General features: G+C 61.2%; 23 protein-coding genes. 15 read left to right on the top strand and 8 right to left on the bottom strand.

The genetic code is table 11. The features are described 5' to 3' along the window. Position 1 precedes the first annotated feature (1 nt). Positions 2-325 carry a tryptophan synthase subunit beta like protein gene (locus RVM26_RS03070; RefSeq protein ID WP_193461966.1) on the top strand — a complete coding sequence of 108 codons (324 nt, stop codon included), beginning with the start codon at positions 2-4 and terminating at the stop codon, positions 323-325. 51 nt (positions 326-376) lie between these two features. Here the strand turns inward: RVM26_RS03070 and RVM26_RS03075 are convergent, their stop codons facing one another. The 3 genes from RVM26_RS03075 to RVM26_RS03085 all read right to left on the bottom strand — a co-directional run bounded on the left by RVM26_RS03075 (position 377) and on the right by RVM26_RS03085 (position 3,743). Further along, on the bottom strand, positions 377-2,284 hold the full coding sequence (locus RVM26_RS03075) for a bifunctional diguanylate cyclase/phosphodiesterase (RefSeq protein WP_498940719.1): 1,908 nt from the start codon (positions 2,282-2,284) through the stop codon (positions 377-379). A 14-nt stretch (positions 2,285-2,298) separates the two neighbouring features. After that, on the bottom strand, positions 2,299-3,003 hold the full coding sequence (locus RVM26_RS03080) for a transglutaminase-like cysteine peptidase (protein WP_498940721.1): 705 nt from the start codon (positions 3,001-3,003) through the stop codon (positions 2,299-2,301). A gap of 92 nt (positions 3,004-3,095) precedes the next feature. Beyond that, positions 3,096-3,743, bottom strand: coding sequence for an arylesterase (locus RVM26_RS03085; protein WP_446718790.1), 648 nt, complete (start codon positions 3,741-3,743; stop codon positions 3,096-3,098). Between the two features lie 115 nt (positions 3,744-3,858). Here RVM26_RS03085 and RVM26_RS03090 point away from each other — a divergent pair, with 115 nt between their 5' ends. From RVM26_RS03090 to glyA, 4 genes are all read left to right on the top strand, one after another. Continuing rightward, positions 3,859-4,674: an ABC transporter ATP-binding protein gene (locus RVM26_RS03090; protein ID WP_498940723.1), complete on the top strand. Its 816-nt coding sequence runs from the start codon at positions 3,859-3,861 to the stop codon at positions 4,672-4,674. Next, the gene (locus RVM26_RS03095) at positions 4,667-7,231 is read left to right on the top strand and encodes an ABC transporter permease (protein WP_498940725.1); all 2,565 of its coding nucleotides are present in this window, start codon (positions 4,667-4,669) and stop codon (positions 7,229-7,231) included. The genes RVM26_RS03090 and RVM26_RS03095 overlap by 8 nt, the downstream gene beginning before the upstream one ends. 135 nt (positions 7,232-7,366) lie before the next feature. Then, positions 7,367-8,800: an aq_1923 C-terminal domain gene (locus RVM26_RS03100; RefSeq protein ID WP_498940727.1), complete on the top strand. Its 1,434-nt coding sequence runs from the start codon at positions 7,367-7,369 to the stop codon at positions 8,798-8,800. Positions 8,801-8,956: 156 nt separating this feature from the next. Then, positions 8,957-10,222, top strand: a complete 1,266-nt coding sequence (glyA, locus tag RVM26_RS03105; RefSeq protein ID WP_016913272.1) for a serine hydroxymethyltransferase — start codon at positions 8,957-8,959, stop codon at positions 10,220-10,222. Positions 10,223-10,303: 81 nt separating this feature from the next. On the opposite strand, the gene RVM26_RS03110 is transcribed toward glyA, so the two are convergent. The 3 genes from RVM26_RS03110 to RVM26_RS03120 form a co-directional block, all read right to left on the bottom strand. After that, positions 10,304-11,134, bottom strand: coding sequence for a glycosyltransferase family 32 protein (locus RVM26_RS03110; RefSeq protein ID WP_498940729.1), 831 nt, complete (start codon positions 11,132-11,134; stop codon positions 10,304-10,306). A 94-nt stretch (positions 11,135-11,228) separates the two neighbouring features. Beyond that, positions 11,229-11,813, bottom strand: a complete 585-nt coding sequence (locus tag RVM26_RS03115) for a FlgO family outer membrane protein (protein WP_240525219.1) — start codon at positions 11,811-11,813, stop codon at positions 11,229-11,231. 5 nt (positions 11,814-11,818) lie between these two features. Next, positions 11,819-12,487 (bottom strand): hypothetical protein, encoded by a 669-nt coding sequence (locus RVM26_RS03120; RefSeq protein ID WP_052196507.1) that lies wholly within the window; start codon positions 12,485-12,487, stop codon positions 11,819-11,821. Between the two features lie 172 nt (positions 12,488-12,659). Here RVM26_RS03120 and RVM26_RS03125 point away from each other — a divergent pair, with 172 nt between their 5' ends. The 3 genes from RVM26_RS03125 (at position 12,660) to RVM26_RS03135 (ending at position 16,536) form a co-directional block, all read left to right on the top strand. Next, positions 12,660-13,688 (top strand): OmpA family protein, encoded by a 1,029-nt coding sequence (locus RVM26_RS03125; RefSeq protein WP_039183758.1) that lies wholly within the window; start codon positions 12,660-12,662, stop codon positions 13,686-13,688. 703 nt (positions 13,689-14,391) lie between these two features. After that, on the top strand, positions 14,392-15,297 hold the full coding sequence (locus RVM26_RS03130; protein WP_498940731.1) for an HAD-IIB family hydrolase: 906 nt from the start codon (positions 14,392-14,394) through the stop codon (positions 15,295-15,297). An 18-nt stretch (positions 15,298-15,315) separates the two neighbouring features. After that, on the top strand, positions 15,316-16,536 hold the full coding sequence (locus tag RVM26_RS03135; RefSeq protein ID WP_498940733.1) for a glycosyltransferase family protein: 1,221 nt from the start codon (positions 15,316-15,318) through the stop codon (positions 16,534-16,536). 24 nt (positions 16,537-16,560) lie between these two features. Here RVM26_RS03135 and RVM26_RS03140 read toward each other — a convergent pair whose 3' ends face one another. Further along, positions 16,561-18,168: a methyl-accepting chemotaxis protein gene (locus RVM26_RS03140; RefSeq protein WP_498940735.1), complete on the bottom strand. Its 1,608-nt coding sequence runs from the start codon at positions 18,166-18,168 to the stop codon at positions 16,561-16,563. A 196-nt stretch (positions 18,169-18,364) separates the two neighbouring features. Here RVM26_RS03140 and RVM26_RS03145 point away from each other — a divergent pair, with 196 nt between their 5' ends. From RVM26_RS03145 to RVM26_RS03175, 7 genes are all read left to right on the top strand, one after another. Next, a complete protein-coding gene (locus RVM26_RS03145; protein WP_498940737.1) occupies positions 18,365-19,231 on the top strand; it encodes an MBL fold metallo-hydrolase in 867 nt (288 codons plus the stop codon). A 34-nt stretch (positions 19,232-19,265) separates the two neighbouring features. Then, positions 19,266-19,727 (top strand): YeeE/YedE family protein, encoded by a 462-nt coding sequence (locus RVM26_RS03150; RefSeq protein WP_287806003.1) that lies wholly within the window; start codon positions 19,266-19,268, stop codon positions 19,725-19,727. Beyond that, entirely contained in the window at positions 19,724-20,146 is a 423-nt protein-coding gene (locus RVM26_RS03155; protein WP_498940739.1) for a DUF6691 family protein, read from the top strand. Before RVM26_RS03150 ends, RVM26_RS03155 begins: the two co-directional genes overlap by 4 nt. Positions 20,147-20,291: 145 nt before the next feature. Beyond that, on the top strand, positions 20,292-20,993 hold the full coding sequence (locus RVM26_RS03160) for a response regulator (protein ID WP_016913284.1): 702 nt from the start codon (positions 20,292-20,294) through the stop codon (positions 20,991-20,993). Then, a complete protein-coding gene (locus RVM26_RS03165; protein ID WP_498940741.1) occupies positions 20,990-22,345 on the top strand; it encodes a sensor histidine kinase family protein in 1,356 nt (451 codons plus the stop codon). Before RVM26_RS03160 ends, RVM26_RS03165 begins: the two co-directional genes overlap by 4 nt. 22 nt (positions 22,346-22,367) lie before the next feature. After that, positions 22,368-23,030: a c-type cytochrome gene (locus RVM26_RS03170; protein ID WP_498940743.1), complete on the top strand. Its 663-nt coding sequence runs from the start codon at positions 22,368-22,370 to the stop codon at positions 23,028-23,030. Beyond that, positions 23,027-24,046 (top strand): c-type cytochrome, encoded by a 1,020-nt coding sequence (locus RVM26_RS03175; protein WP_167385723.1) that lies wholly within the window; start codon positions 23,027-23,029, stop codon positions 24,044-24,046. The genes RVM26_RS03170 and RVM26_RS03175 overlap by 4 nt, the downstream gene beginning before the upstream one ends. 832 nt (positions 24,047-24,878) lie before the next feature. Here the strand turns inward: RVM26_RS03175 and dsbG are convergent. After that, the gene (dsbG, locus tag RVM26_RS03180) at positions 24,879-25,661 is read right to left on the bottom strand and encodes a thiol:disulfide interchange protein DsbG (protein ID WP_498940745.1); all 783 of its coding nucleotides are present in this window, start codon (positions 25,659-25,661) and stop codon (positions 24,879-24,881) included. Positions 25,662-25,710 lie beyond the last annotated feature (49 nt).

The following is a 25,710-nucleotide window of genomic DNA, read 5'->3' on the forward strand; positions in this document are numbered from 1 at the left end:
TATGCTCTATATCAAACGTAACGCCAAGGGAGAGATCGTGACGCTTAGCAAAGAGCCTACGCCCGAGTGTAACGAAACCATCGCGGCCAATTCACCAGAGGTGTTCGCCTTTTTGGCCCAGCAAACCGGGCAGTCGGCACAGATGATTGCCTCTGACCTGGCCTTTGTGAGGGTAGTGGAAGACATGCTGGAAGTGTTGCTCGAGAAGGGCGTGTTGAGTTTTACGGATTTGCCGCCAGCGGCACAAGCGAAAGTCATGGCGCGCAAGACATTGCGCGCCAAGAACGATGTGAATCTGCTGGGGGACGAAGATACGCTGATCTAGGCGTGGCGCGCTCAAGGCGCGCCTGTTGCTGCCGTGCTGGCTTTTGAGCCGCTAATGCGCGCGAACGGCTGGGCCTGTTACGCCATCTACACCGGTGCGGAACAGGCTTTCCAGCTCCTCCGGGGCGGCCACGCCCTCGGCGATCACCTGAATACCCAGTGAGTGGCACAGGGTTGCCATGCCGCGCACGATGGTCTGCTGCTCGTGGGAGGTATCGATACCCCGCACCAGGCTGCTGTCCAGTTTCAGGTAGCTCAACCCTACGTCGTGCAGGTCGGCCAGCTTGGTGAATTCAGCGCCCACGTGCTCGATGCCGAACTGGCAGCCCAGCGGGCGCAGAGCGCTGCATAGCCCGCGCAAGCTGCCAATGGCGTGAGGAGTCAGCGTAGCGGGTACCTCGAAGCAGAGCTTGCGCGCCTGAGCAGGCTGCTTCTCCAATAGCTGTCTCAGCTCATTGACGAACTCGGCATTGGTAATCGAGGCAATCGACAGGTTGATCCCGAACGATTGCTCACCGTGGGCCGTGAGCTTATCCAGCGCTTTTTTGACGACAGCGATATCCAGCGCGGGCTCGAGAGAAAACCGTGTGACCCAGGGAATGAAGAGCCCCGCACTTTGCCATTCGTTGGCCAACTTGAGGCGGGCAGGGCACTCGTAGTGCAGTACCTGTTGGTCGGCATCCATGACGGGGAAGTACGCCAACTGCGGCCCCTGGGCAATGGCCGCTGTTAGCGCACTACGCCACTGAGTGTGGTTGCCGAACAGGGAGCCTTGTTCACGCTGACGCACCACGAGGTGAGTGGTGCTGCTAGGGCTTTCGGCTTCGGCCAAGGCGTCGTCCAGGGTGGCCAGCAGCGGACCTCGTTGGTCTTGGGGGTGGTAGGCAACTACGGCGGTGGCCAGGCTTGGGGCGGCCGTCTCGTGATGTGCCGTGACCTGTATCAGGGCTTCTTCCAGGCGAGGCAGCAGTACATGAGGCTGCTCTTCCATGGGCAGCATCAGCAGAAAGTCACTGCCGTTGAGTCGGCCCACCAGAGGCTCCTCGGAGGCCGTGTCCAGTGCGGCCAACTGCTGGGTGAGCTGCTTGAGCAGGGCATCGGTGGCTTGGTGGCCAAGCTGCTCGTTCAACTGCTCCAGAGCGCGCACACGCACCATGACCAGCAGCCCCGTGGCACGGGCGTCTTCACTCTCCAGCAGAGCGCCCAGCTTGCCCAGCATTACATCGCGGTTCAAGGCGCCGGTCACACGGTCGTGCTGCAGGTGACGGCGCAGCTCGTCCAGTTTTTGCCCTTCGTGGCTGAGCATCTGGCGCACGTTGGCCGACAGCACGTTCATTGCCTGGGCCACTTCGCGCAGCTCCAGCGTGCGGGGCTCCTTGATGGTGGTGAAGCGGCGCGCACTGATGTCTTTGGCCTGGGCCACTACCCGCACCAGCGGGTGTTTGATGCCTCGTACCATCACCGTGGCCAGGGTCAGGCTGATCGCCCCCGCCAGCAGGAACCACCCCGCCAGCTCCAGCATGCTGCGCCATAGCGAGGCGTAGGCAAAACTGTGCTGGCTCTCCAGCTCCAGCGTGCCAAACTGCCGCCAGCCATCCTGAATGGTAGCGGTGCCCACGGGCACATCGAACTGCACCAGGCTACGAAACCAGCCGGGCACGTCGCCGCTGTACTCACCGGCGTGGCGTTCCACCAGCACGTCGCCTTCGGCATCGCGCAGCACGATAGAACGGTAGTAACCGGTATCGAACTGGGCTGCTATCAGTAGTTCAAGAATCACCAGCTCCTTGTCCAGCTGGCTCATGGAAAGCGCCAGTGCCGTGGCGTTGTCCTCGTTCTTGATGCGCACTTCCTGCTCGATGTAAGCGCGGCTGCTGTTGATGCTGATGGCCAGGCTGCCGACGAACGACAGCAGCAACAGCACGATAATGGCCAGCCAAAGCTGTTTGATCAGCGACATGGTGCCTGTTCCTCTTAGATGAATCCTTGTGATTGCATGCGCTCGATGACGCTGCGCCAGCGAGATAGCCGCGCCAGCGGGTCGGCGCGAGACTCGGAGCCGCCGCCTGCCCACAAACCACTGCTATTGAAACTGAAGACCGGGTCCAGGTCGTTACGCTGGGAAGCGGGCGTGATGGAAGGCATCAGGTTATCCAGCACCAGCGGTTCGGCATTGGGCGTCGAGTAGTAGCCCAGCACCATGTGCGCCTGGGTAATCTGACTACGCCCGATCCGTGCACGGACATAAATCATGCGAAGCCGGTCACCCGGAACGCCCAACTGCTTTAACGTGATGTATTTGGCAATCGAATAGTCTTCGCAATCACCCTGACCATTGCCCATGGCCTCCAGGGGGGTGGCCCAAAAATCTTCCTGGCCCCACGCCTGGATATCATCTACCCAGCGAATGCGCCGGTTGAAGAAGTCATTCACGTCGCGCAGTTGCGTTTGAATATCCTGGCCCTGCAGGCGGTCGAGCAGGCTGAACCACTCTTCCAGCACGTTCATTCCGCTTTGGCCATAAAGCCGCTGCATGGATTGACGCAGCCGCTGAGGGTTGAAGGCGGCCGCAGGAGAGGGCTGAAACCCCAGCCCAACACCCAGCAACAAGGTACCTGTGACGGTCAAGAACCGCCGACGTGTCAGGCCATGAGGAGAAGGGGAGGAGTGCAGGGACATGGACGCCATGAGTGTTGAGCAAATAGAGCTTAAGATTACTCGCTGGCATGCAAAAGCGCTATCCCTGCTGGTCACAAAGTATCAACGTTTTATTACTGGGCTGCCTGATAGGTGGCTTCCAACATGGGCTCCAGTTCGGGCCAAACGTTGTCGAGAATGATAGGCTGTGCGTCTGCCGTGGGGTGGATGCCATCGCTTTGCATCAGCTGGGTATTGAGCGCCACATCTTCCAGCAGGAAAGGCACCAGTGAAAGCGAGTACTCATCCGCCAGTGAGTGGAACACGCCGGTAAAGGCATCGCGATATGCCTGCCCGTAGTTGGGAGGAATATCGATGCCCAGCAGCAGCACCTCGGCATCGGCCTGCTGGCTCTGTTCGATCATGCTGGCCAGATTGGCGCGCATCTGGGCCGGAGGCAGGCCCCGCAGGCCATCGTTGCCACCCAGCTCCAGCAGAACGATATCCGGCTGACGCTGTCGGAGTATGTCGGCGAATCGTTGCGCACCGCCAGAGGTGGTTTCACCGCTGATGCTGGCATTGACCACTTGGGCCTCGCCCTCCAGGCGCTCGGCGAGCAGCGCCACCCAGCCTTGCTCTTCCTCGATACCATAGGCAGCGCTCAAGCTATCGCCCATCACCAGCAGCGTGGGTAATGCGCGAGTATCCGAGGACGTGTCGTCGTCATCGGCGTACAAGGGGAGCACGCTCAAACAGGTCACCAGGGTGACGGCCGTCAGCATGAAGGCTCTTGAAAGTGCTGTTGGTGAGAAAGCTGTGTTTGCGAGTGTCGTGTGCATCGCCTGTCGTACAGGTACCATTCGTTGTCGAACCGTTATTAAAGGGAATCCACGCTTCATGTCCTACTCCTCTGACCCTACTTCCAAAGTGCCCACCGATGCTGCCAATGCGCATGCGCCCACCACCGACACGCCAACGTCAGGTAAGGTTCCCCCCGTCATTGCGCCCAACGTCGTGCTGCATGCCCATCAGTTGGCAAAACGCGTGGCCAGTGGCGAGCGCTCGCTGACCATTCTGGACCACCTCGACCTCAGCGTGGCCGCCGGTGAAAGCGTTGCCATTCTAGGCAAGAGCGGGGCAGGCAAGTCAACCTTGCTGGGGCTACTGGCGGGGCTGGACACGCCAAGTGATGGTGAGCTGACGCTGTTTGGTCACCCGCTGAGCCAGCTGGATGAGGATGGGCGTGCCGCGCTCAGGGCCGGACGAGTAGGTTTCGTGTTTCAAAACTTCCAGCTGCTGCCCACGCTCAGCGCCTTCGAAAACGTGCTGCTGCCGCTGGAGTTGTCGCCCCGGGCAGGGGAAACCGCCGCCGCCCAGCAGTGGCTGGAGCGTGTGGGGCTAGGGGAGCGCACCTCGCATCTGCCCAAACAGCTCTCTGGGGGCGAACAGCAGCGCGTGGCGATTGCCCGTGCCTTCGTCACCGACCCGGAGCTGGTGTTCGCCGACGAACCCACCGGCAACCTCGACCCGGATACCGGCGCACAAATCATCGACCTGCTGTTCACGCTGAACCAGCAGGCGGGCACCACGCTGATCCTGGTGACTCACGACCACGCGTTGGCGCGTCGTTGCGACCGCTGCCTGCGGCTCACCAATGGCCAATTGACGCCTTTCGTTCCCGCCCCGGCCACCAGCGAGGAAGGCAATGAGTGACATCAACTGGCGGCTGGCCGCCCGTAGTTTAAAACGTGACTTGCGCGCGTCAGATGTCCGGGCGCTGTTCGTGGCCTTGATGTTGGCGGTGGCGGCATCCACCATGATCGCCTTCTTCCTGGACCGTCTGGAGCGTGGCCTGGAGCGCCAGGCCAGCCAGATATTGGGCGGCGACCTGGTGCTGGAACAGCGTGAGCCCTTCGATGAGAGCCTGCGTGCCGAACTCGAAGCGGCGGGCTTTATCCTGAGCGACCAGGTAGACCTGGTGTCGATGATTAGCCGCGGTGAGCGCTTTCAACCGGCCAGCCTCAAGGCCGTCGATGATATCTACCCGCATTATGGCGTCAACCTGGTCGATCTGGGCAACGGAGTCGAACGCCTGGCCTCCGGGCCTGGCGCCGGTGAGGCCTGGGCCGACCCGCGTCTGGCGGAGCTGATCGAGATCCAGATAGGCGATCAGGTACAGGTAGGCCAAACCGAGCTGACCATCACCGGCATCATCGAGCGTGAAGCCGACCAGTCCGCAGGGTTTGGCAACTTCAACCCCCGGCTGATGCTCAATACCGCCGACCTTGACGCCACCGGGCTGGTGCAGCCTGGCTCCCGGGTCGAGTTCGAACTGCTGGCCGCCGGGCCACCCGCTGCCCTGGAACAAGTCCAAGGCTTGCTGACACAGCTGCGCCGAAATGGCGTTGACGTTCGTGACGTGCGTGTCGACCGGCCGCAGTTGGGCAATGCACTGCAGCGCGCGGAGAGCTACCTGGGGCTGGCAGGGCTGGCGGCCGTGCTGTTGGCCGGGGTCGCAGTGGCCATGTCGACTCGTCGCTATGTCGAGCGCCATCTGGACACCGCCGCGCTGCTGCGCTGCTTCGGCGCTAGCCAGCAACAGCTGGTCATGCTGTTTAGCCTGCAGCTGGTGGGCCTGGCCTTGATGGCATCACTACTGGGCGCGGCCCTCGGGCTGGTAGGCCAGGCACTGCTGCTGTGGTTGTTGAGCAGCTTCCTGCCCATGACGCTGCCTGCCCCCGGCATCATGCCGCTATGGCTGGGCATCTTCACCGCGCTGGCGGTACTGGTGGGTTTTGCTGGCCCCACCTTGCTGCGCATCAAGCAGGTGAGCGCGCTGAAAGTGCTGCGCCGTGAGCTGGACCCGCTGCCGCCTGCCGCCTGGCTGGTGGTGGGCGTGGCCAGCCTGGTGTTTGGTGGCCTGCTGTGGCTCTACTCGGGCAGCTTCTCGCTGGCTCTGGCGCTGCTGTTGGGCGGTTCGCTGTTGCTGGCACTGTTGTGGGGCGTCAGTGCCTTGCTGCTGAACGGCTTGTTGAAGGCAGTACAGCGCCTCTCAGGTGCTAGTGAATGGGGCCAGGCCCTGCGTTTGGGAGGGCGGCAGTTGGCCCGTCGCAAACAGGCCGGGTTAGGGCAACTGCTGGCCTTTTCGGTGACGTTTTTCGCCATGGCCATGATCGTGCTGGTACGTGGTGATCTGCTGACCACCTGGCAAGACCAGCTGCCGGACACCACGCCCAACTACTTTGCCATCAATATCCAGCCCAGCGAACGCGAGGCCTTCGAGCAGGCCGTGGCCCCGCGCGTCGAGACCCAAAGCACGCTCTACCCCATGGTGCGCGGGCGCATCAGTGCCATCAACGGGCAAGCCCCCCGGGACGCCGTGCCACCCGATGCCCGTGGCGACAACTCCTTGCGCCGCGAGCTGAACCTCACCTGGCAAGCCACGCTGCCGGAAGGCAATCGCGTAGTGGCCGGGCAATGGTTTCGCACCCCCAGCGAGCCTCAGGGCTGGATGAGTGAAGTCGAAGCCACTGCCTCGGCGGTGGCCAGTACCGTGCCCATTTCGGTGGAAGAGGGGCTGGCAGCCCGCCTGGGGCTAGGCGTGGGCGATGAAATGACCTTCACCGTGGGGGGCGATACCATCACCACCCGCATCGACAGTTTGCGCAGCCTGAACTGGGATAGCTTCAACCCCAACTTCTTCGTGATCTTTCCGCCGGGCGTACTGGAGTCCTTTGGGCATAGCTTCATCACCGCCTTCCACTTGCCAGACGCGGAGCAGAGCCTGGTTCGCCAACTGGTCAGTGACTTCCCGGGCGTCTCGTTGCTCAACGTCGATGCCATCCTGGGCCAGGTACGTGACGTGCTCACCCAGGTAACGCGGGCCGTCGAACTGGTGCTGGCCCTGGTGCTGTTGGCAGGGGTGAGCGTGTTGTACGCCGCCCTCACGGCCAGCCGACCGGTACGCGCCCATGAAAGCGGCCTGCTGCGGGTGTTCGGGGCGGGTAATCGCATGATCTCCCGCGTGCAAGGAGCCGAGTACGCCCTGCTGGGCTTTGCCAGCGGGCTGCTGGGCGCCGTGCTGGCCGAGCTGGTCACCGCCGTGCTCTACCTCTACTGGCTCGACCTCACCCCGCGCCTGCATTGGGGCCTATGGCTAGTGCTGCCCCTGGGCGGCGCGCTGCTGATCGGCATCATTGGTCATCTGCTCTCTTACCAACTGCGCCGCCAAGCCCCCGCCGCCAGCCTGGGGCTGTTGGGAGAAGCGTAGGCAATGAAGGAGTGGCTGCCCCGGCAGCCACTCAACAGGCCGATTTGTTGAACGACTGCATGAGCCGGTGCATTCTTCGCTTTTCACAAAGCAGGCTTCGTGTATGCTACGCGCCTCTTCATTGGAGTTCGCGGCATGTGGTCGTTCAACGTCTCTCCTTTTTTACCTGTGCTTCCTCGTTTTCAACAGGGCATGCCGATCCTGGCAGGGCTTGTTGTCACCCTGTTGAGCGCTGGTGATGCCCATGCATCCGTGGCGCGGCTGGAGGCTGACCTGCAGGCCCAGTGGGGCCGTGGCGAGCAGCTCATCGAAATCGGCGAACTCCGTGAACAGGAGCAGCGCGTGATCGCCGAGCATATCGTGATCCGGCAGGCGCAAGGCGATGTGGTGACCATCGAGGCCTACCACGTGCAGGGCGATTACGACCAACCCGAGAGCGTCTCTTTTCACGGTATCCGCGTCATCGAGCCTGACGTCAGTGACCCGGTCTTGACGCTGACCGAGCTGGCCCTCGATCGACCAGGAGCGGCCGTCCCCGACTTCACCAACTTCACGACCTCAGATGCACCGCTTCACGGCTTGCGTTTGCAGGAGCTTTCGCTGTGGCTGGACGGCACCTTGGCCAAGCAGTGGACAGCAGAGTGGGGCAACGACGCGGCGCTGACGGGCTACCTCACCCTGGAAGCCCTGGTGCTGGAAGAGATGAGCCACGCCGCCCTTGGACGTTTTGAGCTACACGGGCTAAACGCCGAGTTCAACGATTTGGCGTCTGGCTTTACCGCGTCTCTGGCGCTGGATGAAGTGATCGTTCGTGGGCTGCAAGGGCTCGACCGCCCAGGGCAAGCGCAGTTGGAACGGGCCGAGTTGAATGGCTTCCGCCTGACCGGAGACCGCTGGAGTGTTCTGCTGGAGCGCGCCTGGGCCAGTGGCAATACCTACGTAGGCGATGTGGGCTTCCAAGGAGCCGCGCTGGATATCGGGCAACTGATTCGCTTGGCGCCTGCGCAAGAGCGCCAGGACCTTCAGGTAATGAACAATGTATTGACCGGTGGCAGCGGGCAGATGAATGCCGCAGGTCGCAGTGTCTCTGAGTGGGATGACGAGACCCAACCACCGCAGCTGACGTCGGAAGGCTTCTTGCAGCTCAGCGGGGCGGGTGACGTGCGCTATCAGATGGAGCTTCCCGTGACCCTGCCAGCGCACGTCACCGTCGAGCAGGCCATGCAAGACCCCACCCTGTTCGAAACGGCCACCCTCCATGGCGGTAGCATCACCCTGGCCTACGAGGATGCCGGCCTGCTGCCGCGTCTCGCCTCTGAACTCGCTGCCCAAGAGGGGATCAGTACCTCGCAAATGGTGTCACACAGTTGGGCCCAGGCCCGCCAGCTCGAAGCCGTGGCAGGCCCGCAGGTCGCCAAACTGATGGTGGCGCTGGTCGATATCATGGGCGGCCACGCCCAATCCTTGACCACGCACATCGCGTTGCCGGACCCGTTTACCCTCGAACAATTCATGATGGACCCGCTTGGCAGTAGCCAACGTTTACGCTTCACCTTTCAGCTCAAATAGCGCGGTTGTCCAGTTGGTCAGGGTGAGATCGCCTCTGGCAACATGAAACATGCTCATGCAACACCTGATACGGATGCGATGAAAGTCGCGTCTGACTGGGGTATCATGGCCCTCTCGCTTCTCCATGATGACCGTTTCGTTACGAGGTTCCCGCCGATGTTCAGCCGCGATATGACAATTGCCGGATTCGATGATGTGCTGTTTGATGCCATGCAGAAGGAAGTGGCACGCCAGGAAGCCCACATCGAACTGATTGCTTCCGAAAACTACGCCAGCCCGCGTGTCTTGGAAGCACAAGGCAGCCAGCTGACCAACAAATACGCCGAAGGCTACCCCGGCAAGCGCTACTACGGCGGCTGCGAGTTTGTCGATATCGCCGAGAACCTGGCCATCGATTACGCCAAAGAGCTGTTTGGCGCTACTTATGTCAACGTGCAGCCGCACTCCGGCTCTCAGGCGAACAGCGCCGTGTTCCAGGCGCTGGTCAGCCCCGGCGACACCATCCTCGGCATGAGCCTGGATGCGGGCGGTCACCTGACTCACGGTGCCAAGCCCAACTTCTCTGGCAAGCACTACAACGCCATCCAGTACGGTCTCGATGAGCAAGGCCTGATCGATTACGCTCAAGTGGCCCAACTGGCCCGTGAGCACCAGCCGAAAATGATCATTGCGGGCTTCTCGGCCTACTCCCAGATTGTCGATTGGGCCAAGTTCCGCGAAATCGCCGATGAAGTAGGGGCTTACCTGCTGGTCGATATGGCCCACGTCTCGGGTCTGGTGGCGGCCGGTGTCTACCCCAGCCCGCTGCCCCATGCCCACGTGGTCACCTCCACCACCCACAAGACCCTGCGTGGCCCCCGTAGCGGCGTGATCCTCTCGGCGGAAAACAACCCCGAGATCGAGAAAAAGCTCCAGTCTGCCGTCTTCCCCGGCGGCCAGGGCGGCCCGCTGATGCACGTCATCGCGGCCAAGGCGATCTGCTTCAAGGAAGCCATGGCGCCCGAGTTCAAGACCTACCAGCAGCAGGTCGTCAAGAACGCACAGGCCATGGCAACCGTGTTCATCGAGCGTGGCTACGACATCGTCTCGGGCGGTACCGAAGACCACCTGTTCCTGCTTTCTCTGATCAAGCAGGGCGTGACCGGCAAAGATGCGGATGCTGCCTTGGGCCGTGCCCACATCACCGTCAACAAGAACGCCGTGCCCAACGACCCGCAAAGCCCGTTCGTCACCTCTGGCCTGCGTATCGGCACCCCGGCAGTGACCACCCGTGGTTTCGGCGAGCAAGAGTGTACCCAACTGGCGGGCTGGATCTGCGATATCCTCGACGTCCTGGCCAAAGGCGAAGACACCAGCGGCATCGAAGCCCAGGTGTTGGATAAAGTGGCAGAGGTGTGTGGCCGCTTCCCGGTTTACAAGTAAGCGCTACTGCCTTCAGCAAGTAAAAAACGCTAGCCTCGGGCTAGCGTTTTTTTATGGTAGGTCGCGTTTCCTAAGCACGTATCAATCGGCAGAACGGTCCTGAGCATCACGCGCAGGCTCTGGTCTCACAACGCTGACGGTACGCTGCTCTTTGGTCCATTTTCCCGCTTTTTTGTCGATATACTGAAAATGCTCGTTGGTGAAGCTGCCCTGATTGCAGGCATGCCGATAGGAGACAGTGGGCACGGCCTGTTGATCGAGTAGCGCGATGAAAACCCCCGGCCCGGTCAACTCGAAGACGTTGGTCAGGGAGCTGTCCTGGATATTGTGCTGGACTCGCTCGATCAGCTTCAACAGGTTCGGATTGCCGGGTCGGCTGGCAATGAAATAGTTGCTGAGCTCACCACGGCGTGTGGTGATGTAAAGCTCCTCATGCTTGCCTAACGTGTTGGCCAAGGGCCAGATCGCATGGGCATCGATATCCAGATACACGCCACCGTGTTGGTAGAGCACCAGCAGCCGCCAGAAGTCGGCTTGGGCAGCACCGATTTGCAGGCGATCATATTGCTGATTGACCTCTGCGGGGTAGTGGTCGGCAATGAACGCTTTTCTGGCCTCGGTAATCATGAACCGATACTCGAAACGCGGTGCCATCAGGCGGTTGAACAGATAATTCAGATAAACGGGCAGCGTGACCTTGTTGGTGAAGTTGGTCTGCCAGATGATCTTGGGAATGGGCGTTGGCTCTTTGGGCTTCAGCCAGGGCGCCGCTTGTTCCGGGAGCGTAAAGCGCTTGTTGGGGAACAGGGCATGAAAACCATAGCTCAACAGCTTGGTGATGTTGGCCAATAGCTTGATGATTCTGCTGGTCGCCACGATATGCGGCTTGCGAGATTTTGTTTGAGACGGCATTGGCTCTCTTTGCTCATTTCAATGAAAAGCCTGGGGAGTAGGCTCCTCAGGCTCTTCGATACTATCTGATGGTGCTGGGTCATTTACCCGGCCATCACCAACCGCCTTGGCTTTCCAGCAAACTGCGGATGTTGTTGTCCAAGGGGAGGCGGAAGTCTGCACTGCCCAAGACCATCGCATCCCCAGCACGCACCACCCGTGCGCTCACATACAGAGAGTCCTGACCTTGTGCATAGGTTCCCATGAGAATGGAGCGAGCATTGTGCTGAGAGCTCAAACGTTGTACTTGCCTGGAGAGAATCAGCTCTCCCACATTCTCTTCGATGAACATGCTATCGCGCATCTTGACCTCCCGCACCTGCATGCCTTGCTGGGCAAGTGCCGAGGCCATGATCTCCGAACTGATGCGTCCAAAAGTGGACGACTGGCTCAAGTTGTCGATGCTGACGAAGGTGGCCGCAATCATGGGGCTATAGCGGGTAAGATCGGGGTTGCTTGCCATCATTTGCTGGGCAGCTTGATGTGCAAGTTCAGACAGGTCTGGTTTGGGCGCTTCAGGTTGGCTGCTGTTGCCAAGCGATGCGCAGCCCGTCAGCATCAATAGCGCAAGGCTCAGCGCAGCAGTGTTCATGGCGCGGCGGTAAGAGACAGGAAGCACCGTCATAAGCGTCAACAGCATAAAGGTTACCAAGTGTCGGTGATGGAAATAGTCGGCGTCGTGGGAGCCTGAGGCACTCTATGGGGTGCATACTGGCGCCGATCACCGGCATTAATGTAATAGATATTGGACGAAGAGTAGAGGATTTGATCCTGTTCAACGATCTGTGTGGTGACGATGATCTCTTCGTTGCTGGTGGGTGTCCAACTACCCCCGACAGAGTCGGCGAGGATGCCGGCCGGGATCAGTGCCAGCCCAGGCTCACTCCAGTGGCGGATGGGAAAGCTGGCGACGGCAATGCCGGTTGCCAGCGCCGTGTAAGCACCAAAAGGCGGACGCGTATAACCACGGTCACGATGCTGAACGACTTCCACATCGATCTGAACCGTTGCTCCGTTGGCACGGGGCTGGGTAGTGACGCTGCCACCGCGTGACACCAGCTCGCTGGTCAGCAGGGTTCTGAAGCCTCGTTCGAACTCTCCGCCACTGTAATAACTGCCGTACTGTGCGTGTTCGGGGGCGAGAATGTGCAGGTCGCGGAACCGTACCCGTTCGCTGGCCAGGATACCTGCCGCTTCATGTCGGGCCAGGACTTCCCAGTGCTGGGCAGCCTGCATGCGCTGTTGTTCACTGTAAGGGTAGGTGGTAGCAATCGGCGTTTGTGATGTGTTGGCGTAAAAACAGCCGCTTAGCATCAGGCCAACCGCGCCTAGCCCAAGTGGGGCAAGACAGCGGCGAGTGAGAGACAACAGAGGACGAATGCGCACCGGTAGTTCCTTATCGCTAGTAAACGGCTTTTTGATAGACTAGTTTGCCATGCTCATAGTAGATCGGCCACGAGGTTTAAAACTTGAATGAGTAACCCCCATGCTTGAGGACCATCGTAGCGGCCCTCGTCACGATTCGTTGCTGTCATCTTACCCGGAAGACGATAGCAACAATGGCTGGATGATCAGCTACATCGACATCATGACGCTACTGGTGGCGCTGTTCGTGATCATCATTGCTGCTGCCGGGGTCACTGGCCCCAACTGGAACCCGGAAGCACCTGACACCGAGATCAGTGAAAGCAGTGTGCCTACCTTGGAAGTTCCGCTGCCTGCGCTGTTGGATGAACGTCGCCAAAAGCGCAACATTGCTTATCTGAATGAGCCCGGAACGCTCAGCCCGATGGCCATCAGCGCGGCCTTGGGGGTGGCTGGGCTGCCCGCACCGGTCATGGTGATGCCTGAACCCGCCGAGGTGCCGCCTTTGCTGGCGCTGGCACCTGTCGAGCCAGCATCGCCGGTAGCGCCGCTGCTGGAGCGTTACCTGCCTGCGCTGCCCACGCCGCTGCTTACCCATGAAACTCAGCGCTCGGGCCAGCCACTGGCAAATTACATGGTGCTGTTGACCGATCGCCCGCCCGTCAACGTCCAGCAGGTGGAGGACGAGGCCATCAGCAGTGCGTTGGCACTGGACGAGCAGTTGTCTGAGCGGGTCGAATCGTCCCTTTACCTGCCTGACCTGGATGGCGTCGAGGTCTCCCGAGTGGCAGAAGGCATCAGCCTGCGCGTGCAGGATCAGCTGCTGTTTCCTTCAGCCACCGCTGGGCTGACCGAGGGCGGTACATCGCTGGTGGGAAGCCTGCTGGAAACCATTCAGCGCTACGACGGTGAAGTCTGGGTCGAAGGGCACTCGGATAGTCAGTCGATCAATACCCCCGAGTTTTCGTCCAACTGGGCGCTTTCCAGCGCACGGGCCATTGCCATCGTCGAAGCACTGGAAGCTGCAGGTGTCGAACCTGAACGGCTACGCGCGGTCGGTTTTGCCGACACTCGCCCACTGGAAGATAACAGCAGCGCCGAGGGGCGCGCCCGCAATCGACGTGTCGAAGTAGTGATTCACGTAGAGTAAGCACCCACACGCTGGCTTGGGGCAGCTCACTGTTGTAGGGGGGCTTCAGCCCGCGATGATTCCAGCACCTGGCTTGATAGGGGTGGCTACTCAGGCAGTCGCCCAATGAAATTGGCCTCCCACAAGCAGGTTGGGTGCCAGCTCTGGCTATCAGCCAATGAAATTGGCCTCCCACAAGCAGGCTGGGTGCCTGTTCTAGGCTATCAGCCAATGAATTGGCCTTCCACAGGCAGGCTTGGGACTGCTTTGCTTTTGCTGAACAAAAAAAGCCCGCCAGGGGGTGGCGGGCATCAAAGGGCTTGGCTCACTGCAGCCCACTGACATCTGGTGAGGGGGTGTACGAGATCGCCAGTGGGTACAATTCGAGTATAGCTATTTTTAAATGTTTGCCAAGGATTTGTGTAAAAAATTTTGTTGTTGTGTCGTTTTGGGCGCTCTATTAGATAATTCTTGTACAATTTCTGGCAATACTCCCGCATCTTGGCCTCTGTTTATTTGCGCTTTTTTGGTGCGTCTTCGCTTGCCCTATTTTGGTGCTGCCTTTGTTGGAAGCTTTCGTGTGTTTTAATTATTTGATTTTAATTAACTAAATCGTTCTGGCATGCATTCTGCTTTGGTAGTTTCCTACCTTAGGTGCTTTTTTCGAAAGGCCTTCACGTTCGGCTTTTGAATGACCTGATTCCAGTTTGCAAAAGGTGCTGCCATGACCGAGTCCGCTAGTCCTGCACTACTTGACCCCGCGTTACAGCCGCGTCTGGTGGTCACTGATCTCGACGGTTCCTTGCTGGACCACCACAGCTACGACTTTTCGCCTGCGGCCCCTTGGCTTGCCCGCCTCAAGCAGTTGGGCGTGCCGGTCATTCCTGTCACCAGCAAAACGCGGGCCGAACTGGTGCCGCTACGTGAAGCGCTGGGGCTGACGGCAACGCCCTTCATTGCTGAAAACGGTGCCGTGATTGGTCTGCCGCCCGGCTGGTGCCATGCCAGCCTTGACCGGCCGGGTAGCGGGCTGGACGGCGTGGTCATCAAGCACACGGGGGTGGATATCCGCTTTATCCGTGCACGCCTGGCCATCTGGAAGCAGCGTCTCGACCTGCGGTTTACGCCCATGGGGGAGATGGAGGTGGCAGAGGTCATGGCCAGAACTGGCCTGGACGAGCCCCGTGCCAAAGCAGCCAAGCGGCGCGAGGGCAGCGAGCCGCTGATCTGGGAAGACGATGAAAATGCCTTGGAAAAATTGCGTGCTGCGCTGGAGGGCGATGGGTTGACCATGACCCAGGGCGGTCGTTTCTGGCACGTCATGGCGCAGGCATCGGGCAAGGGAAGTGCGGTGAACTGGTTGATTCAGCGCTTTGCGTCGCTACGCGGGCGGCAGCCGCTTGCGCTGGGGCTAGGCGATGGCCCCAACGACGTTTCGATGCTGGAAGCCGTCGATCAGGCCGTGGTGATCAAAGGGTGCCATGACTTGAGGGTGGCGCCACACAACCGGGCGCTGTACCGCACCCAGGCAACCGGGCCAGCCGGATGGGCCGAGGGGGTGGCTCACTGGTGGGGGCGAGACGACCGCCGGCTAGCGGCGGAGCCCCATCTGCAAACCACCACGGCTTAACTCAACGAGGAAGCGCGCATGAGTGATTTTCATCAGAATGGCGTCATTACCGATTTTCATAATCTGACCCGTCGCCCCGTGGAAGATCTCGAGCGGGAGCTGTGCCAATTTGCCAAGCGCCGCCCCATGGGGTTGATTCTACCGTCGCTGTTTTCCGAGCTGGAAGGGCCTGCGCTGTCGGTCATTGTCGATGAGTTGGCCAAGGTTCCTTATCTCAACGAGATCGTGATTGGCCTGGACCGGGCCGACCGAGAGCAGTTTCTTTATGCTCGCGAGTTTTTTTCACGCTTGCCTCAGCATACCCGCATTCTGTGGAACGATGGTCCTCGGCTGCGAGCGCTGGATGCGGAGCTCGAGCATCACGGGCTAGGGGCGCTTGAACCTGGCAAAGGGCGCAACGTATGGTACTGCGCGGGGTATGTGCTGGCGTCAGGACGCTCGTCGGTGGTGGGACTGCACGACTGCGATATTCTGACCTACGACCGCAGCTTGCTGGCGCGCTTGATGTATCCGGTGGCGCATCCGCGCTTCAACTACAGCTTCTGCAAGGGGTACTACCCACGCATTGCCGAAGGCAAGCTGAATGGTCGGGTGTCTCGTTTGATGGTGACGCCGCTGCTACGGGCATTGAAGACCGTGTGCGGCCCGCTGCCGTATCTGGATTACCTGGACAGTTTCCGCTACCCGTTGTCGGGGGAGTTTGCCATGCGCAGCGACGTGCTGGAGGGCATTCGCATTCCTGCCGATTGGGGGCTGGAAATTGGCGTGCTCTCGGAGCTACAGCGCAACTACTCGCATCGCCAGCTGTGCCAGGTAGATATTGCCGATGCCTACGACCACAAGCACCAGCCAGTGAGCGAAGAGGATGCCAGCGGTGGTTTGAACCGCATGAGCCTGGATATCGCCAAGGCACTTTACCGCAAGCTGGCCACGCAAGGCGTCAGTTTTAGCAGCGAAGATTTCCGTACCTTGAAAGCCACCTATTATCGGTTGGCCCTGGACTTGATCGAGGCCTATGACCACGACGCCACCATGAATGGACTGAGTCTGGACCGCCACTGCGAAGAGCAGGCGGTAGAGCTGTTTGCCAGCAACCTGCTGGAAGCTGGCAACCTGTTTCTGGACAACCCGCGTGAGCGCCCGTTCATTCCTAGCTGGAACCGGGTGCAGGCCGCTGTACCTGACCTGCTGACCCGGATGCACGAAGCGGTCGCGCTGGATAACCAGGGGGATGTGTAGGCCATGACGGCCTACGTTTGACGCCTAGAAATCGTCACTGTGCACCTGTGTGCTGGAAGGCGCCAGTGACAACGCCTTGGCTTGATGCCGTGACGCGTTGAGCTTGAAGTTGTTGACCATCTGACGCAGCTGGGTGCTCAAATGCGCCAATTGCTGGGCAGCGTGATTGCTTTGCTGCACCAGTCCGGCATTTTGCTGGGTCATCTGGTCCATCTGCGTTACGGCCTGGTTGACCTGCTCGATGCCGCTGCTCTGTTCGATGGTGGCCGCAGAAATTTCCTGGACCAGCGTGCTGAGCTGCTGGATGTCGCCCACCACGCCGTTGATGACATCACCGGTACTGCGCACTCGGCGGCTGCCTTCGACCACCTGAGCATCGGCATTCTCGATCAGCCCCTTGATCTCCTGGGCGGCAGACGCGGAGCGGCTGGCCAGCTGTCGAACCTCGTTGGCCACCACGGCAAAACCGCGCCCTTGCTCCCCTGCACGAGCGGCTTCCACGGAGGCATTCAGCGCCAGGATATTGGTCTGGAAGGCAATCGCATTGATCGTTTCGACGATGCTGCTCATGCGAGTGGCGCTTTCATTGATGGTCGCCATGGTATCGATCACCGAGGCCATGGCGTCGCTACCCCGCTGGGCGCTTTCTGCGGTTTGGGAGGCCAGGCTGCGAGCGTGGTCGGCATGCTCTGCGTTCTGCTTCACTGTCGCGGTCAACTGCTCCATGCTGGAAGCGGTCTCCGCCAGCGACGCTGCCTGCTCTTCGGTGCGCGTCGAGAGCTCTTCATTGACACCTACGATCTGTTCCACCCCGTTGTTGACCTGATCGGCGCCATGATGGATGTCGCTGATGGTGCCCGCCAGGGTTTCGCGCATCCGGTTGATGTCGAACAGCAGGCTGCTTTGATCACTTCCTTTCAATGCAGCGGCCTGGGTCAGATCGCCATCGGCAATATGACGTACCACACTGGCCGCATAGCGGGGGTCACCGCCCAGCCGACGCGCCACGTCCCGGATCACCCAGCCCATCAGCAGCGTCACGGGCAGGCCAATGACCAGCAGAATGACTGCCGAACGTACCAGTCCAGCCACAAAGGCTGCATCGATATCGTCCACATAGACGCCTGCCGCCATGGACCAACCCCATTCGGGCAAGTGGGACACATAGCTTACCTTGGGTGACTGCTCTTCACCCGAGATGCGCCGCGAGTAGTAATCCACGTGCCCGCCACCTGCCTGGGCCACATCGCGAAGTACGCTGTACAAGCGCATGCCGCTGGCGTCCTGGAAGTTGGTCATGTCTTCGCCACGCGGGCGATTGGGGTGGGACACGATGGCCAACTGGTTGTCGAACGCAAACACATATTCGCCTTCACCAAAGCGAACGCTGGCAAGGTTATCGATGGCCCGCTGCTGCGCTTCATCGACGCTCAGTTCACCGCTGGCGGCACGTGCTTGCAGATCGGCGAGCTGACCGTGAACGCTGTTGACGATGTACTGAATGCTGTCGCGGCGCTCGTTGGCGATGGTTTGGCGGTTTTCCCAGGCCAGCCAGCCTACCAGGAGCAGCATGGCCACCCAGATGATGCCCAGCGTGCTCCAAAGTTTCTGTGTAGTAGTCAGGTTGTTCATGGCGTCCTTATATCGATTAGTTCAGTGGGTGAACCCTCACTCCTATCGGCCATGAGGCGACCTACCTTAGTCGAAAGGAGTGTTTTTAACTAAATTTTACAATTGCTAATTATAAAAAGTAATAACAATATAATGTTTTGGTGAGATACACTTGGTGCAATGCACACTGCGTGCGGTCAACTGCTGGAGGTCCATCATGCAACGCCCCGTCGTCACGCCCTTTTTCGATGAGCCAACCAACACGTTCAGTTACGTGGTGAGAGACCCCGATGGCACCGCCTGCGCCATCATCGACTCCGTACTCGATTTTGATTACGCCGCTGGGCGAACCGATACCCGTTCAGCGGAGCAGATCATTGCGTTTGTGCGCCGTGAAGGGCTAAGCGTGGCCTGGATACTGGAAACCCACGTTCATGCCGACCACCTTTCGGCGGCCCCCTACTTGCACGCCCAGCTGGGCGGCAAGACCGGCATTGGAGCGTACATCGTCGAGGTGCAGGAGATTTTCGGCAAGGCCTTCAATGCGGGCACCGAGTTTGCCCGGGACGGTAGCCAGTTCGACGCGCTATTCCAGGAGGGCGATACCTTCATGATTGGAGCCCTGGAAGCCAGCGTGCTGCATACGCCTGGCCACACGCCCGCCTGTTTGACCTATGTGGTGGGGGATGCCGCGTTTGTCGGCGATACGCTGTTCATGCCCGACTACGGCACCGCCCGCTGTGATTTTCCCGGTGGCGATGCCCGCACTCTCTATCGTTCGATTCAGAAAGTGCTGGCCCTGCCTGACACGACACGGCTGTTTCTGTGCCACGACTATAAAGCCCCGGGGCGTGACGTGTACCAGCACGAAACCAGCGTTGCCGAGCAGCGCCAGGCCAACATTCATGTGCACGAGGGCATCAGTGAAGACGCCTTCGTGCGTATGCGCACCGAGCGAGATGCCACCCTGGGCATGCCTCGGCTGATCATTCCGTCGGTGCAGGTCAACATGCGGGCTGGGGAGCTGCCCCCCGAGGAAGACAACGGTCAGGTGTATCTCAAGGTGCCGCTCAATCGTTTCTGAATCTTTTCAATCTACGCAATACAAGGAGCAGACGGTGGACGTAATGGCAAGCCTGCAAGGGCTGGTGGGGGGCGTGTTGATTGGGCTCTCCGCCGTTTGGTTGATGGGGGCGCTGGGGCGTGTTGCCGGCATCAGCGGGATCATTGGAGGGCTGGTGCTTCAGCGGCCCAAGGGCGATAGCGCTTGGCGGGTGGCTTTTTTGGCGGGCCTGGTCAGCGGCCCGCTGCTGGTCATGGCGCTGGGCGGAGGCCTGGGCAATGTGGCTGGCAGCCCCAGTGAAGTGATTGGCGCGCCTGCCGGAGGCGTCTCGTTGATGCTGTTGGCGGGCCTGCTGGTGGGGCTGGGCACCGGGCTGGGCAGCGGCTGCACCAGCGGCCACGGCGTATGCGGCCTGGCGCGTTTGGCGCCGCGTTCCATGGCGGCCACGGGCATGTTTCTGGTGACCGCCATCGCCACCGTGTATGTGGTGCGTCATGTCATTGGGGGTGGCGTATGAGCCGGGCTGCGTTGAAAACGGCAGCGGGCTACGTGGCAGGGCTGCTGTTTGGGTTAGGGCTGGCTATTTCCGGCATGACCGACCCAGCGAGGGTGCTGGGGTTTCTGGATATTGCGGGCGCCTGGGACCCCACGCTGATGTTCGTGCTGGGGGGCGCGGTGTGCACCACGTTTGCCGGTTACCGGCTGGTGTTTGCTCGGGGGCAGCCGCTGTTGGCCGGTGGCTTTCAACTGCCCACGCGCCAGGAGCTGGATGGCAAGCTCCTCGGCGGTGCGGCGCTGTTTGGTGTGGGCTGGGGGCTTTCCGGCTACTGCCCGGGGCCTGCCATTGCTTCTCTGGGCGGCGTCACGCTGCCGTTACTGGCCATGTTGGCGGCCATGGTGCTGGGCTGGTGGGGGGCTGCACGCCTGTCTCGCTAGCACCACTGAACCAACGTGGCATGTTGTCGCCCTTGCCCCTGTCGGCAGGGGCGTTTTTTTTGATCTGAGGCAAGGGTTTTCGACCGGCGCTTAACGCTCGGTTAATACGCTTTTGTCATGCTGCTTCCATAACAAGGAAACCGCTATGCACGTCCTATTGATTGAAGATGACCCGCTGGTGGCGTCGGGTATTCGCGCCGGACTGATGATGTATCACTTTGTGGTCGAGCACGTGACGTCGTTACAGGCAGCGCGGCAGGCCATGCAGAGTGTCGCCAGCGACGTGGTCATCCTCGACCGTGGGTTACCGGATGGCGATGGCTTGACCCTGCTGCAAGCCTGGCGTGACGAGGGGGTCACCACGCCGGTGCTGGTGCTCACGGCCAGAGATGCCGTGCGTGACCGGGTGGATGGGCTGCAAACCGGTGCTGACGACTACCTGATCAAACCCTTCGACCTGGATGAGCTGGTTGCGCGCCTGCATGCGCTGTTGCGGCGTGTGGCAGGACGCAGCCAGGGCTTGACCGTGCACGGCACCCTGACCCTGGACCCGGCTGCTCGAGAAGTGAGAGTGGCCGATCACCTGGTTGCCCTGTCGCGTCGTGAACTGGTGCTGCTGGAAGCTTTCCTGCATGCGCCGCGCAGCGTGCTTTCCGCCGACCAGCTCAAGGATAGCCTGTATGGCTTGAGCGACGATGTCGAAAGCAACGCGCTCAATGTGCACATTCACCACCTGCGGCGCAAATTGGGCAGCGGCATCATCGAAACCGTGCGTGGGTTGGGGTATCGGTTGGGCAAGCCCGAGGCGGTCCAGGTGCCCGGCCAGCGGCCCAAGGGGCAACGATGAGCCTGCGCGCACGGCTACTGTTGATGCTGGGCATCACGCTGGTGTTGCTCTGGGGCGTGGCTGCCGCGTGGCTGTTGAACGATTTACAGGCGTCTTTCGTGCGCACCCTCGACCAGCGGCTGGCCCAGTCGGCGCGCATGGTGGCCGGGCTGGTCCATCAGCTGCCGCCAGAGGTGTGGGAGCAGAACATGACTGCCGCGCTTTCCATTCCACCCATTGAAGGGCTGGCCTGCCAGGTGCACTCGCCGCGTGGTGAGATCATTGCGCGGACCCACGCCAATATGGAGGCCGTGTTGGCTCCCGGCCAACACGGCCATAGCTACCGTCAGGAAGGGGAGACCACCTGGCGTGTGTTCACCTACGAGCGAGGTGGGCTGATCATCACCACGGCAGACCGCATGGATGAGCGCAACCTGCTGCTGGGCGGCATCGTGCGGGTGGCGGTGGTGCCGTTCGTGGTGGCGCTGGTGGGTAGCCTGGTCGCCCTGTGGATTGGTGTATGGCGTGGGCTGGCGCCACTGTCACGTTTGCGCGCCTCCCTGGCCAGCCGCCACCCGGAAGCGCTGGCGCCGGTGTCTACCTATGGTGTGCCCAAGGAGATCAAGCCGCTGATCGACACGCTCAATGGGCTGCTGGTGCGCGTTCAACAGACGCTGGTGCGCGAGCAGCGCTTCACCAACGATGCCGCCCATGAGCTGCGTACGCCGCTAACGGCTATCAAGACCCACCTTCAAGTGGCGCAGCGGGCAGAAGGCCCGCTGGCACGCGAAGCCTTGAGCCACGCCGAAGAAGGCGTGGTGCGGCTGGCCGATACGCTGGATCAGCTGCTCACCCTGGCCCGGGTGGAAGGGCGCATGCGTTTCGACGATGGCGAACCTTGCAGCGTCGGCCCGGTGGTCGAGCTGGCCGTCACCGATAGCGTGGTCGACCCAGCACAGTGCCGCGTGCCTGAGGCATTACCCGATGTGCAACTGGCCATGCCTCGTGAGCTGGCGATTACCGCGTTGCGCAATCTGCTGGACAACGCCGTGCGCCATGGGCCTGCCAACGCGCTGATTCACCTGAGCGTGCAGCGTTGGGGTGGGCGGGTCACGTTCACCGTGGCCGACGAGGGGCCTGGGGTGGATGACGCCACGCTGAAACAGCTAACGCAACGATTCTGGCGTGCCAGCAAGCACCAGGGCAGTGGCCTGGGGCTGGCCATCGTGGCCGCCATCGCCGAGCGCTTTGGCGGCAGCGTTCACTTTGCCAATGCACCCACCGGAGGTTTTCTGGCCCACCTCACGGTGCCCGAAGTGCTACCGCCAAACGCGTCATCACCACCAACGCCGTTACTGCAAGACCCAACATAACAAGCAATGCCAAGGGGGAAGAATGCCATACATCCAATCGACGCACGTCGGCCTGCTGGCGGGGGCCTGCCTGCTGGCAAGTGCTGCCATGGCCCAGACGGGAGACCCGGAACGGGGGCAAACCGCCGCCGCCACCTGTGTTGCCTGCCACCAGGCAGACGGCAGCGGCATGAACATTCCGGGCGGCGAGTCCTGGCCGCGCCTGGCGGGGCTGGATGCCGACTATCTGGCCAAGCAACTGCATGACTTTCAGTCCGGTGAGCGGCAAAACGCCACCATGCTGACCTTTGCCAACATGCTCAATGACCAGCAAATCGCCGATGTGGCTGCCTATTACAGCCAGCTGCCCGCGACACCAGGCCAAGGCGGCGACGTGGAAGACAGCCTGCTGGCGCGTGGCCAGCAGCTGGCCGAACGTGGCGACTGGAATGCCTACATCGTGTCGTGCCAGAGCTGCCATGGGCCCGGCGGCTACGGAGTGGGCAGCGACTTTCCCGGGATCGCCGGGCAGCATGCAGGCTATATCAGTGCCCAATTGCACGCATGGAAAAACGATACCCGTCATAACGATCCACAACATCTGATGGGCGCCGTGGCCAAGCGCATGAACGATGACGACATTGCCGCCGTCTCGGCCTGGTACGCCGCTCAACCCTCTCAACGCCAGCAGGAGGCTAGCCAATGATGACGCGTCCAACGACCTTGACGTTCACCTTGTCGGGCGGCCTGCTGGCCTCGGCAGCCGCGTTGGCGCTCTATGCAGGCGCGGTGTCGGCCCAGCAGCCGCGTGCCGATGACGCCCTGGACATGCTGGTCCACGAGCCGCCCACCATGGACGACCTGGAAGCCTCCGATCTGCACCCGGAGCTAAAGAAAGTCATTCGCTACGGCTACGACCTGTTCACGGATACCCAGCAGCTGCGCGGTGAGTACGTGTACAACGATATGAACTGCTCCAGCTGCCACCTGGGAGAAGGGCGTGTGCCGTTCAGCGCGCCGGTATGGGCCGCCGCCATCACGCTACCGGATTTTCGTGGCAAGAATCAGCACGTCAACAATCTGGAAGAGCGCATTGCCGGATGTTTTGCCTACTCCATGAACGGCACACCGCCGGCATATGGCAGCGATGAAATGCTGGCGTTGAGCGCCTACCACCAGTGGCTGGCCACGGGGGCGCCCATGTACCCCGACAAGCCCATCTATGGGCGAGGCTTTCCAGCCCCCGAGCATGAAGAAGCGCCCAGCTATGCCCGAGGGGAAACGGCCTACCTGGAAAATTGCGCTCTGTGCCATCAGTCCGACGGCTCAGGCCACTACGAAAACGGGGAATACGTCTTTCCACCGCCCTGGGGCGATGGCTCCAACAACTGGGGGGCCGGCATTGTTCGGGTGGAAACCATGGCAGGCTTCATCTATCAGAATATGCCGCTGGGCCAGCCACGCTCGCTCACCGGCCAGCAAGCCTGGGACATCGCCTATTACATCAGTAGTCAGGAGCGCCCCCAGGATCCACGCTACACCGGCGATATCGCCGAAACCGCCGAGCGCTTTGGCCCCACCTTCCACAACCGTTCGCTCTACGGCCACACCCGTGAGCATGACGGTCACGTCCTCGGCGACCACGACAACTACGGCGAAAACGGCAACATCCAACCTTGGAACGTCGGCGCCCCGCGTTTTCAGCACCTTTCGGAGGAGTAGCGGCTGTGTGGTGGGAGGTTGCCGCCAGTAACGATGAGGCCGCCGCCACGTTCGTTGGCTCCATCGGCAACGCTGGCGCGTTGCTTCGCGGGTGCGCTCCGCTTACGCCGCGCTACGGTATGTCGCCAACATCAATCCCAATACGTCACCACGTCAAATCGCGGCACCCCTGTAGCGCGGCGTAACGATTGAGCGAGAGCAACGAGCGAGTGAGGCACCCGCGGAGGCGGCGCCAGCCGCCCTGATGGTGCCACAGCACCCACAGCATCCTCGAATGACAACATACCACCGCCACCCCCGGTGCCCTCATCGGCAACGCTCTCGCGTTGCTTCGCGGGTGCGCTCCGCTTACGCCGCGCTACGGTATGCGCCCACATCACCCCGATACGTCACCACGTCAAATCGCGGCACCCCCGTAGCGCGGCGTAACGATTGAGCGAGAGCAACGAGCGAGTGAGGCACCCGCGGAGGCGGCGCCAGCCGCCTCGATGGCGCCACAGCACCCACAGCATCCTCGAATGACAACATGCCACCGCCACCCCCGGTGCCCTCATCGGCAACGCTCTCCGCGTTGCTTCGCGGGTGCGCTCCGCTTACACCGCGCTACGGTATGCGCCCACATCACCCCAATACGTCACCACGTTAAATCGCGGCACCCCTGTAGCGCGGCGTAACGATTGAGCGAGAGCAACGAGCGAAAGAGGCACCCGCAGCGGCGGCCCGGCGCGAAGGCGGCGCCAGCCGCCCCGGTGGCGCCGAAGTCATTACCCCAACACGAAATCTCTAAAAGCCACAGCCACGTTGGGCGTGGTGGCTAGTCTGGCCTCGATGCTCACGGTGCTTCGCTACCCATCATGTCCAGAAGGCGGGCTTCGTTGGGCATGCCCTGGATGCGGTCGATGCGTAGCAGGCCTGTGTCGGTTTCGCGTTGGTAGGCGCTGGTGGGGGTGGCGTACAGTCCCAGCTCATCGAAAAGCTGGTTATTGGCATAGACCTGTTCTTCGATATCGCGAGGTTGCGCACTGGCGCTCAGGGATTCGCCGTCGCTATGGCGGTGCAGGGCCTCGGCGGGGTCGTCGGCACCGAGGAGGGTGGCGGCGAGGGCGGGGCTATTCGGCGCCAGAATGCCTACCATGATGTGGCGTAACTGAACTTCGCCTGCTTCCACCCAAGGGCGCGTCTGTTGCCATAGCTGGCGGCAGTAAGGGCAGTTGGCGTCGGTGAAGGTGTAAATCACGCGGGGGGCGTCCGAGTTGCCGTCCTGAATCCAGTGGCTCTCTTCCAGCAGTTGCCAGGTTTCGGCTTCGAGCGGGACGCGCACATGTTCGTCCAGCTGCGCTTCGGTCAGGTCATTGCCCGCGCTGTCCATCAGTGTGCCGACAATGGCGTGTTCGCCGTCGGCGGTGAGGTAGATGGCCATGTCCTGGCCTTGCACGCTGGCACCATAGCCGCGCATGCCGCCGGGGGCCTCGAACTGCCCGTGAATGCTGATGCCTTGGTCGGCCAAGGCTTGCACCGGGGCGGGTAGAGCATCGGCCTGACTGGTAATGGCAAAGCCGCTCAGCGCAGCCAGCAGTGCCAGACGGCCCGTCTGAATGGGAAACATCCGTTGCATCACTTTATCCTCAAATAGGCCGCTATTGCGGCAGCGGGTAACTCATGAT

The sequence above is a fragment of the Halomonas sp. KM072 genome (assembly GCF_050710315.1).
Classification (GTDB): domain Bacteria; phylum Pseudomonadota; class Gammaproteobacteria; order Pseudomonadales; family Halomonadaceae; genus Vreelandella; species Vreelandella hamiltonii.